Annotated in this window: 11 protein-coding genes; 9 read left to right on the top strand and 2 right to left on the bottom strand. The window is 55.9% G+C overall.

Annotation, left to right across the window (positions count from 1 at the left end):
* The first annotated feature begins 44 nt into the window (after window positions 1–44).
* The 9 genes from R6V78_RS07315 to R6V78_RS07275 all read left to right on the top strand — a co-directional run bounded on the left by R6V78_RS07315 (window position 45) and on the right by R6V78_RS07275 (window position 9,430).
* On the top strand, window positions 45–2,324 hold the full coding sequence (locus R6V78_RS07315; RefSeq protein ID WP_410288682.1) for a chemotaxis protein CheW: 2,280 nt from the start codon (window positions 45–47) through the stop codon (window positions 2,322–2,324).
* A 102-nt stretch (window positions 2,325–2,426) separates the two neighbouring features.
* Window positions 2,427–2,861: a chemotaxis protein CheW gene (locus R6V78_RS07310; RefSeq protein ID WP_410288681.1), complete on the top strand. Its 435-nt coding sequence runs from the start codon at window positions 2,427–2,429 to the stop codon at window positions 2,859–2,861.
* Window positions 2,862–2,977: 116 nt separating this feature from the next.
* Window positions 2,978–4,093, top strand: a complete 1,116-nt coding sequence (locus R6V78_RS07305) for a chemotaxis response regulator protein-glutamate methylesterase (RefSeq protein ID WP_410288680.1) — start codon at window positions 2,978–2,980, stop codon at window positions 4,091–4,093.
* Window positions 4,094–4,145: 52 nt separating this feature from the next.
* Window positions 4,146–4,985, top strand: a complete 840-nt coding sequence (locus R6V78_RS07300; protein ID WP_410288679.1) for a CheR family methyltransferase — start codon at window positions 4,146–4,148, stop codon at window positions 4,983–4,985.
* Window positions 4,986–5,049: 64 nt separating this feature from the next.
* Window positions 5,050–5,652 (top strand): response regulator, encoded by a 603-nt coding sequence (locus R6V78_RS07295; protein WP_410288678.1) that lies wholly within the window; start codon window positions 5,050–5,052, stop codon window positions 5,650–5,652.
* A gap of 66 nt (window positions 5,653–5,718) precedes the next feature.
* Window positions 5,719–6,399: a PTS sugar transporter subunit IIA gene (locus R6V78_RS07290; RefSeq protein ID WP_410288677.1), complete on the top strand. Its 681-nt coding sequence runs from the start codon at window positions 5,719–5,721 to the stop codon at window positions 6,397–6,399.
* An 80-nt stretch (window positions 6,400–6,479) separates the two neighbouring features.
* Window positions 6,480–8,135: a chloride channel protein gene (locus tag R6V78_RS07285; protein ID WP_410288676.1), complete on the top strand. Its 1,656-nt coding sequence runs from the start codon at window positions 6,480–6,482 to the stop codon at window positions 8,133–8,135.
* A gap of 58 nt (window positions 8,136–8,193) precedes the next feature.
* Window positions 8,194–9,021 carry a universal stress protein gene (locus tag R6V78_RS07280; RefSeq protein ID WP_410288675.1) on the top strand — a complete coding sequence of 276 codons (828 nt, stop codon included), beginning with the start codon at window positions 8,194–8,196 and terminating at the stop codon, window positions 9,019–9,021.
* Between the two features lie 133 nt (window positions 9,022–9,154).
* Entirely contained in the window at window positions 9,155–9,430 is a 276-nt protein-coding gene (locus R6V78_RS07275; protein WP_410288674.1) for a hypothetical protein, read from the top strand.
* 9 nt (window positions 9,431–9,439) lie between these two features.
* On the opposite strand, the gene R6V78_RS07270 is transcribed toward R6V78_RS07275, so the two are convergent.
* Window positions 9,440–9,841: a YkgJ family cysteine cluster protein gene (locus tag R6V78_RS07270; RefSeq protein ID WP_410288673.1), complete on the bottom strand. Its 402-nt coding sequence runs from the start codon at window positions 9,839–9,841 to the stop codon at window positions 9,440–9,442.
* Window positions 9,831–10,190 (bottom strand): recombination mediator RecR (locus tag R6V78_RS07265; protein ID WP_410288672.1); only part of this gene is annotated, 360 nt, incomplete at its 5' end. The genes R6V78_RS07270 and R6V78_RS07265, both read right to left, overlap by 11 nt.

Below are 10,190 nucleotides of genomic sequence, written 5' to 3'. Positions count from 1 at the left end.
CGAAACCGGCGGCAGCCCTTGCCCCTGGCGAAATACCCCCACCCATGCAGCAGGCAGCCACAGGCAAAAAAACAGAAACCGAAACCAGTTTGCGCGTCCATGTGAGCCTCCTGGATCAGTTGATGACGCTTGCCGGCGAGTTGGTGCTCAGCCGCAACCAATTGCTTCAATCCATGAGTTCAGAAGATCACCGGGGGGCTGAAATTGCCGGTCAACGGATCGATCTGATCACGTCCGAACTCCAGGAAGCAATCATGCTGACCCGGATGCAGTCCATCGGCAACGTGTTCAACAAATTCCCGCGGGTGGTCCGTGACCTCTCCCAATCGCTGGGGAAAAAGGTGGATCTGCAGCTGGAAGGCAAAGACGTTGAACTGGATAAAACCATCATCGAAGCTATCGGAGACCCACTGACGCATCTGGTGCGCAATGCCGTGGACCACGGCATCGAGCTGCCGGAAACCCGCAGAGGCGCCGGGAAGAACCCACTGGGAAAAGTCGTTTTGAAAGCTTACCACGAAGCCGGCCAGGTAAACATCGAAATTTCCGACGACGGCAAAGGGCTCAACGGTCAGGTATTGGCCCAAAAGGCACTGGACAAGGGGCTGATCAGCGAAGACCAGGCCAAGGTCATGTCCGACAAGGAACGGACCAATCTCATCTTCCTGCCCGGTTTTTCCACGGCCGAAAAGGTCACCGACGTGTCCGGCCGCGGGGTGGGCATGGACGTGGTCAAGACCAACCTGGACAGACTCGGCGGCATCATCGACATCGACTCGGAACCGGGCAAAGGATCGACCATACGGATCAAGCTTCCACTCACCCTGGCCATTATCCCCTGCCAGATTGTCATGACCGGTCACGAGCGCTATGCCATTCCCCAGGTCAACTTGGAGGAACTGCTGCGCATCCCCGCCGACCAGGTGAAGGACCGAATTGAACGGGTAGGCGATGCGGAAGTGGTGCGCCTGAGGGGCAACCTGCTGCCGCTGATCAAGCTCGCGGAGGTGATCGACACCGAATCCATCTTTATCGATCCCAAAACCGGTCGCAATCGAGGGGACCGGCGCAAGTCCCTGGCCGACAGACGATCAAAAAAGAGTCCTTTGTTCAAGGATGACGATTTCGACGCGTCCCCAAACCAAACGACCCAAGCCAAAAGCGCGGACACTGTTTTGCGACAGGCCAAAGAGCGCCGCTATCACGCAGCCAGCGCCCTGAATATCGTGGTTGTATCCACGGGTGCCATGAAATACGGACTAGTGGTGGATGCACTCCACGACTCGGAAGAGATCGTCGTCAAGCCCTTGGGCAGGGATCTCAAAAAATGCAAGGGTTACGCCGGCGCCACCATCATGGGGGATGGCCGGGTCGCACTCATTCTCGATGTGGCCAACCTGGCCCAGATGGCCGGACTGACCTCTATCGAAGGCTCTTCCCGTGCGGCTGAAGTGGCCCATGCAAACCTGCAGGCCATCCGCGAGCAGAAAGACCGCCAGTCCCTGCTGGTTTTTCGCAGCGCCGAAAATGAGCAGTTCGCCGCCCCCCTGAACGTGGTCGAAAGAATCGAAAAGATCAAGGCCACCGATATTGAAACGGTCGGGGGCAGGCGCGTCATCCGCTACCGCGGCAACAGTCTGCCGTTGTTCTCGGTTGACGAAGTGGCCAGGGTCAAACCGATTGCCGACGTTGAAGACCTGCTGGTCATCGTCTTTATTATCTGCGGCAAGGAGATCGGCCTGCTGGCCATCGGTCCGGTGGACGCCATTGAGTTCTCGCTGGACGTGGACGGCCTGACATTAAAGCAGCCCGGGATCATGGGATCCGCGATCATCAATGACCACACCACCTTGATGGTGGACGTCTACGAGATTGTGCAGACCTTGAATCCGCAATGGTTTGAAAATATGACCGCCGCAACCAATCCAAACGGTGAAACCGCCAAAATCCTCTTTGCCGAAGATTCGAACTTTTTCCGCAACCAGGTGAAGAGCTACATGGAGGATGAGGGGTACCAGGTTATCGAAGCAGAAGACGGGGCCATCGCCTGGGAACTTTTGCAGAAGCACGCCGACGAGATTTCACTGGTGGTAACCGATATCGAGATGCCCAACATGAACGGATTCGAATTGACCCGTCGCATCAAAGGGGCCCCTGCATACGCCCACCTACCCGTCATCGCACTGACCACCCTTGCCGGTGAGGAAGACATCGAGAAAGGGCGCCAGGCCGGAATCAGTGACTATCAGATCAAGCTTGACCGGGAGAAATTGATCCGCAGCATTTATGGTTTTTTAACCAGCATGCAAGCGGCCGGATCATAACCGGCCCGGTTGGGTGCAGGCGCCGACTCCGGCGCACCTGCGGCCGCCGCGGGGGTCGATTGGACAACCAGACATGGGACCAAACCACACGAGGGGAAAAAAATGGCAAGCCGAACCATTGAAATGGCCACTTTTTACGTAGGAAAAGCCCTTTGCGGCATGGACATTCTCAAGGTACAGGAAATCAATAAACTCATGGACATGACCACGGTGCCCCAGGCACCGGACTATGTGATGGGGATTCTGAATCTGCGCGGGCAGATCGTCACCATCATCGATTTGGGCAAGAAGATAGATCTGGGCGCAACCGAGATGAACGACATGAGCCGGAACATCATTGTCAACTCCAAAGACGAATATATCGGTCTGCTCGTCAGCCGCATCAGTGATGTGGTGGAGGCGGATTTGGATAAGGTCGAGCCACCGCCTGCAAATATCGGCGGCGTCCAGGGAAAATTCTTCAAGGGCGTGTTCAAGACCAAAGCGCGGCTCATCGGCATCCTGGATGTCGAAAAGGTGCTGGAAAATGATAAATAAAGAATCCCCCGGCCTTGCTTTGGCGATTTCAGCGTCGGATGTCCGCCTTGAACCCTCCCCGCGGCAAGCCGCGGGGAATGCGCTGGCTATCGCGGTTCAATGAGGACGGCACGCCAATGACGAATCGCGAACCCTTGCGGGTCATGGTGGTGGATGACACCGTGTTGTACCGCAAAATCGTCAGCGATGTGCTTGCCACCCTCCCTGGCGTGGAGGTGGTCGGAAGCGCCCACAACGGGAAAGCAGCCATCAGCAGACTAACCTCCCTGAAGCCCGATCTGCTTACGCTGGATATCGAAATGCCCGAGATGAGCGGTATCGAGGTACTGGCGCATATCCAACAGCATGCCCCGCATATCGGGGCGATCATGCTCAGCACCCTGACCCAAGAGGGCGGGGCCATGACCATGAAGGCACTGGAACTGGGTGCATTTGACTTCATTCCAAAACCCCAGACCGGCACCATGGCGGAAAACCGCCACAAAATCGAATCCGCCATTGCCCCCATGATCCGTGCCTTTCAAAGAAGCACACGGATCATGGGCCTGTCAAAGCCTGAAGCCGGTCAGGGAAAATCGGCCGCCATCCCGGCGGGCCGGAAAATACAGGCCCTCGCAGCGCGCCCGTTCACCGCAGCGCTGAATCGATCCAAGGCGGAAATCATCGCCATCGGCATCTCAACCGGCGGCCCCAACGCACTGGCAAAAATGCTGCCCATGATCCCCGGGGACATTGGTGTCCCCATTTTGATCGTTCAGCATATGCCACCCATGTTCACCCGATCCCTGGCCAACAGCCTGGCCGGCAAGTGCGCCATCGCCGTGAGAGAAGCCACGCAAGGCGAGCCGGTTTTGCCCAACACCGCCCTGATTGCACCCGGTGGGAAACAGATGAAAATCGTCGCCGGAGCCGATGGAAAAAACCGCATCATCAAAATCACAGACGATCCGCCCGAAAACAGCTGCAGGCCAAGCGTGGATTATCTCTTTCGATCCGTTGCACATCACTATGTGGGGAGGGCCACCGGCGTAATCATGACCGGCATGGGATCGGATGGCACCCAGGCACTCAAACTCCTGAAACAGAGCGGCGCGACAATCATCGCCCAGGATGAGGCCACCTGTGTGGTATTCGGCATGCCCAAAGCGGCGGTGGAAACCGGCTTGGCGGATGCGGTCCTGCCACTGAATCAGATCGCCGACAGGATCGTCAGAACCGTCCGTGTGGGTTAGCAACCGCGAGAAACACCCGACGGGATCACCCACCCATGCCTCAGGGAAGATCATGGTAAAAATCAGTCCGGAAGAAATTAAAATTCTCTCCACCTATATCTACCATGTATCTGGCATCAACCTTGATGCTTCAAAAGCCTATCTGCTGGAGACCCGCTTGGGGAAACTGGTGGTGGAGGAGGGCTGCAAGTCTTACAGTGAACTATACCACAAGGCCAAATCAGACCCACGCATGGTTATTCAAAAGAAGATCATCAATGCCATCACCACCAACGAAACGCTTTTTTTTCGGGACACGACACCATTTGACCTCCTGAAATACAAGCTTTTGCCTGATCTCATCGACGCCCGCTCCGCCCAAGGGTCCCGGCCGGGTGCCGCGACCCTCAAAATCTGGAGCAGTGCCTGCTCCACCGGCCAGGAAATATACAGCATCGCCATGGTTATCAAAGAACTTTTAGGCCATAACGGCAACCCGAAAATAGCGCTGATGGGTACCGATCTTTCCGATGCCGCTGTTGCCCAGGCCAGTGCCGGCATCTACAACCGGTTTGAAATCGAACGGGGCCTTCCCCAGGAGAAGCTCCAGCGCTACTTCACACCAGCTGGCGGCAACTGGAAAATCAAGGACGAGATCCGGGCCATGGCCTCTTTCCGGCACATAAACCTGATGCAGCCGTTTGTAGGACTGGGCAAATTCGATATAATTTTTTGCAGGAACGTTGCCATTTACTTCACCCTTCAGGATCGGAAAAAACTATTTGATAAAATTGCGGATGCATTGGAGCCCGACGGCTATCTCCTCGTCGGCTCAACCGAATCACTGACCGGCATATGTCCGCGTTTTATCCCCAAGCGTCACCTGCGATCGATCTACTATCAGTTGATTTGATGACGGGGCACTGCTGATTGGTGCCACCCCATGGCCTGGCCGACTTCACCAGGGAGAGACAGCAATGAAAAACCTGAAAATTCTTGTAGTCGACGACGATCCGGTCACCCGGACCCTGTTGAGCAAACGACTGATCCGTGAGGAGTACAGCGTGGATACCGCTGAAGACGGTTTGGTGGCCATCGAAAAAATCGCCCGGCGATTTTTCGATGTGGTACTCACCGATCTGATCATGCCGGGCGGGGTGGACGGCATCGGCGTACTGGAGGAAGCCAAACGGATCAACATCAAAACCGAGGTCGTCCTGATCACGGCCCACGCTTCCGTGGCCAATGCCATTGAAGCCATGAAAAAGGGCGCCGTGGATTATCTGCAAAAACCCATCAATTTCGACGAGCTGTTCCTGCGGCTGGATAAAATACGCAACCTGAAAATGCTTATCAAAAACGCCAGCGATCTTCGTGAAGCCATGGATGTCACCGAGAAGACATCCGCAGAGACAATCCAGGATCTCGAAATCCGGGTAGCCGAGCTAAACGGACAGTTGGCAGCAACCCGGGCCACCCTGCTTAGAGAGGACATGGCTGCGCAGACACGCATTCAACTGGCACTTGAGTGCCAGGGCCTTTTCGCCGACAGAAAAAAGATGACACCAACCCTTGATTAATAGGCACAATCAGCGTAATTTTCATCTTTTTTAAAAGTTTTGCAAATCGTTCGGCGGAGTACCATCATGAAACTACCCATCAAAACGGTAGCCAGTGCTTTAGACTTGCCCGCATCTACCCTGGAACGGTGGATCCGGCAGGGAAGAATTCCCATCCAGCGCAGCGGGGACGATGTCGTTTTTTCAAATGCGGCGCTGGAAAGATGGTCCGCCACACATAATTTATCATTTTCTCTGAACGGTGCGCAGTCAGACGAACATGCACCCGAAACACACGACTCGCTGATTTCGGCCATGCAGCGGGGAAAGGGTTGTCATCGGATCACCGGATCGCATGCAGCCGATGCCTTGAAATCGGCGGTCGGCTGCGTCGACTTTCTCCCGGCGGACATCCGGGATGAGCTGTTTGAAAAACTGATCGAACGCGAACGGTTGGCTTCGACAGGCATAGGCGATGGTATTGCCATTCCCCACCCCAGGGATCCACTCTCCCGACCTCCCGAGGCAGCGGCCATTGTCACCTGTTTTCTGGAAAAACCAATCCGTTTCAACGCCATTGACGATCAACCGGTATTTGTTTTCTTCCTATTGATCAGCCCGACGGTCAAACATCACCTGCACCTGCTGTCAAGACTCTCCTATTGCATCCGGGATAAAGCATTTGTCGCTTTCTTGCGCCGGCAGCCTGATTCGGTGACGCTTTATGCGCATGTTGCCGCGTCTGAGAAGCAGTTGGACAACCTCTGATCCTCATGTCACGCTTTTTTAGAAAAATGAGATACCCGGGGAGTTGGTCGCTGTTCAGGTCCGATGACCGGCTTCTGCTGATGGTATTTGCCGTCCTTGTGGGCATCTGCAGTGGGCTGGCGGCCCTGCTGTTAAACCGCAGCCTGGAAACCATGCTGGAATGGCTGCATCCCTACCGGGTGTACTGGTGGGCCATCTTTCTACCGGCAGTCGGGGCGGCTCTCTCCTCCCTGTTTCTGGATAAAATCGTCAACGAAGGCGCCGGCCACGGTGTTCCGGAAGTGATCTACGCCGTTTCCCGTTACGGTGGGCTGTTACGCCTGCGCTCCAGTTTTTCGCGCCTGATCTCCAGTTGCCTGACCATCGGCAGCGGCGGGTCGGCCGGACCTGAAGCCCCAGTGGTGATGAGCGGCGCGGCGATTGGATCGAACATCGCCAGGGCCTTCTCCCTCAACGACCGCCAGCGGGTGGCGCTGGTGGGATGCGGTGCGGCCGGCGCCATCGCGGCCATATTCAACGCCCCCATTTCCGGCATGGTGTTCGCCATTGAAGTCATTCTGGGTGAGTGGCGCACCATGAACATCATCCCAATCGCCATTGCCGCAGTGGCCGGAACCGAGGTGAGCCGCCTGCTCAAGGGCAACCAGATCGCCTTTGCGCATAGAGCCTTCAACATCCATTACAACGATATTGCGGCCTGCGTGGGGCTGGCCATTATATGCGCGCTGGCATCCATCCTGTTAACCCGGGCACTGCGGTCCATGCATCATGTGTCCAAGCGCGTCGCCCTGCCCCTGTGGGTTCGCGCCGCCATCGGCGGCTGCATGGTTGGTGTCATCGGTTATTTCCTGCCTTATGTTCTCGGTGAAGGCTATCATGCCATACGGACAGCCATCGAAGGCGGCTTTACGGGAGGCTTGATGCTGGTGGCCGTCATCGCCGTATTCAAGATTCTGGCCACCGCACTGACATTGGGCTGGGGCGGTTCCGGAGGAATTTTTGCCCCCTGCCTGGTAATCGGTGCATTCGTGGGACTGAGTTTCCACCGCTTCCTGGCATCGGTCTGGTCCTCCGTCCAATGGGTCAATGAAGGCTGTTTTGCCCTGCTGGGGATGGCCGGCCTCATCAGCGGCATCCTGCAGGCACCGCTTACGGGCATCTTTCTGGTGATTGAGATTACCGGTGGCTACGAGGTCATCCTTCCGCTGATCGTCGTATCGGCTATCTCAACCACACTCTGCCATTACGTGGAACCGGCATCCTTCTACCTCAAGGATCTGGTGGAACAGGGGCAGCTGCTAAGGCCCGGTACAGACGCCCGCGTATTGGCCGACCTGAGCATTCAGGAACTGCTCGAGACAGACTGTATCTGCGTCCATCCCGACATGCGTCTGGTAAAATTCATCGATATTGTCAAGTCCTCCCACCGCAACTACTTCCCCGTGGAGGACCCGACAACCGGCCGCTTTTTGGGGATGATTCAGCTGGATGACATCAGGCCCTACCTCTTCGATCCGGCCATGCACCATGCGGTGCTGACCGGCCAGCTGATGAACACCCACATTCAAACGGTGTCCCTATATGATGATCTGTCCGACGTGCTGCAGAAAATGGATCAAGGCCACATTTTCAGTATGCCTGTGGTTGCGGACAACCGTTTTTTGGGCATGATATCCAAAGCCACCTTGCTGGACCAGTACAGGAAAGAACTGATGGTGCAGACCGGCCGCTTTTGAACGAATATCACCTGCCGGCGGCAATCAGGAGCCAAGAACGAAGGAAGGAGAATGGAGCATGACGCAGAAATTATTTCATATTTTCAGAAACACCCCCCTGGGCAGAGAAACCCTGCTCCAGTCCATCTATTTCTGCCAGAAAATGAGCGTACTGCCGACCGTTTATGTTCCGAAATCGACGAAGTTTTTAATGTACTTCGAAAATGACGTGGTGCAGGTCGATCTGGATCCATCCTACCTAAACGATCCCGAGACCGCCGTCGCCCATGTGGCGTATCTGCTCCAGACCGCAAAGATCAAGCCTGAGTTTTTCGAGCCTAAAAACTATACTGCCTCGACCTTGCCCGACATTCCCACCAGTTTTGAATTCATGTGCTGTCCGCGAAGCATCAGCGATCTCTCCTCGAAGATCGGCCTGGGGTACATCGGCCCGCGAGTTCGCCGCATCGTCCAGGCAGCCCGATTCCCGGTGCTCATTTCAAGTCCGATTTACAAACCCTGGCACAGCGTCGCCGTATTTTTTGGTGGATCCGCCAATGCGGTCAATGCCTTGCGGCTGGGAATCCGGATCACCAGAGAGACGGGTATGCCCCTGGACATCTACACCCAGGTGGGTAATAAATCGCCGTCTGAATATCGGGCCGTTGTCCAGGAAAGAGACCTGGAAAAAGCACTGAAACATGTTCTGAGGCAGTGGACATTTTTCGAAAAAAACCGTTTTGAAGACAACCTGTACGAGGTGCCCCACGATGCGCTGGTCGTACTGGGAGCTTACGGCCACGGAATTATCAAGGACATCATGTTCGGCAGCATGATGGAAAAAATCCAGTCCACCATCTCCAACAACCTGCTCATAGCCGGTCCCAAGTACACCATGGTCGGGTGAAGCCCGTCGCGGCACCGCGATGCACGCAGCCGGCACCGTGTTCAACCGGTGGAAACCGCTTGCATATCCGCATCGATTGTGCTCCATTTGTCAGCAGAAACCAGGCGAACGGAATAGCTTCCGGGAGAAAATCATGGAGCGCAATTCAGCAGGACCGGCCATGAGCCAGAAAATTTTTTCGATGAATCTGGGCGTCGAGACGGTGTCACTGTATCTATTGTGCTGCGCGGTGGCCGATGCGGGTGCAGCGATCACCCGGACGACCCTGCAGGCTAAATGGAACGGCACCCGGGCCACCCTTGAACGGGAACTGGGCCGGCTGGAAGATAGAGGCGTCTTATGCCGGGACGACACAAAGATGCAAGGGGAGTCCGTTTATCGGGTGATGGATGAGAAGCAGTGGCGCTGACCACTGGAATTATTGCATCAAGGCCCTTTTCACGCAGGTGATGATCGTCTGATCCGGTGCGTCGGCGTTCATACCCGGACAGGACACCGCCATGGCCCGCCAGTTGTCCACATCCACCAGAATGCTGTTGATAAAGGGCCACTGCCGGCACATCTTGGGCTTTACCGGATGGATGGTGCACACCTTATCCCAGAAGATGCAGTAGCCGTCGTCGCCCTGCACGATCAGATGTCTGCCCCCGGACTTACGGGTATAGTGGGCCAACAACCTGTGCACCGACACCCCCACATAACGGGCGATTGCATCAATATCCGCCGTGGACAGATAGGTGCCGCCATACCCCTTGCAGCAGTCGCCGCACCGGGTGCAGACAAACACCTCCTCACAGGCCTTTTGGTTGTCAGATGCCATGTCGACTCTCCAGCGCGCGTTTCAGGGTCACCTGGTCCACATACTTTAAATCTCCACCCATGGGTACGCCCGAAGCGATACGGGTAACCTTCACCGGCAGAGAGATCAGGATCCCGGCAATATAGGCGGCCGTGGATTCACCCTCCACATTGGTGCCGGTGGCCAGAATAATTTCGCGCAGACCTTCTTTTTCTACCCGGGCCACCAGTTCCGCAATTTTGATATCCTTGGGACCGATGCCATCCATGGGGGAAAGGACACCCCCTAGAACATGGTATCGTCCCCTGAAGGCGCCTGACTTTTCGATGGACGCCATATCGGCAGGCTGCTCCACCACACAGATCAGGCT

This window comes from Desulfosarcina sp. (assembly GCF_046496365.1).
Lineage (GTDB): Bacteria > Desulfobacterota > Desulfobacteria > Desulfobacterales > Desulfosarcinaceae > Desulfosarcina.
The sequence above is the reverse complement of the archived record's forward strand: the minus strand, read 5'-3'. Positions and strand labels throughout refer to the sequence as shown.

Excerpts from the sequence above, each read along its gene's own strand:
- R6V78_RS07290 (WP_410288677.1), top strand. The coding sequence starts at position 5,719 with ATGAAACTACCCATCAAAACGGTAGCCAGTGCTTTAGACTTGCCCGCA.
- R6V78_RS07275 (WP_410288674.1), top strand. The coding sequence starts at position 9,155 with ATGGAGCGCAATTCAGCAGGACCGGCCATGAGCCAGAAAATTTTTTCG.
- R6V78_RS07295 (WP_410288678.1), top strand. The coding sequence starts at position 5,050 with ATGAAAAACCTGAAAATTCTTGTAGTCGACGACGATCCGGTCACCCGG.
- R6V78_RS07310 (WP_410288681.1), top strand. The coding sequence starts at position 2,427 with ATGGCAAGCCGAACCATTGAAATGGCCACTTTTTACGTAGGAAAAGCC.
- R6V78_RS07315 (WP_410288682.1), top strand. The coding sequence starts at position 45 with ATGCAGCAGGCAGCCACAGGCAAAAAAACAGAAACCGAAACCAGTTTG.
- R6V78_RS07270 (WP_410288673.1), bottom strand. The coding sequence starts at position 9,841 with ATGGCATCTGACAACCAAAAGGCCTGTGAGGAGGTGTTTGTCTGCACC.
- R6V78_RS07305 (WP_410288680.1), top strand. The coding sequence starts at position 2,978 with ATGACGAATCGCGAACCCTTGCGGGTCATGGTGGTGGATGACACCGTG.
- R6V78_RS07300 (WP_410288679.1), top strand. The coding sequence starts at position 4,146 with ATGGTAAAAATCAGTCCGGAAGAAATTAAAATTCTCTCCACCTATATC.
- R6V78_RS07285 (WP_410288676.1), top strand. The coding sequence starts at position 6,480 with ATGGTATTTGCCGTCCTTGTGGGCATCTGCAGTGGGCTGGCGGCCCTG.
- R6V78_RS07280 (WP_410288675.1), top strand. The coding sequence starts at position 8,194 with ATGACGCAGAAATTATTTCATATTTTCAGAAACACCCCCCTGGGCAGA.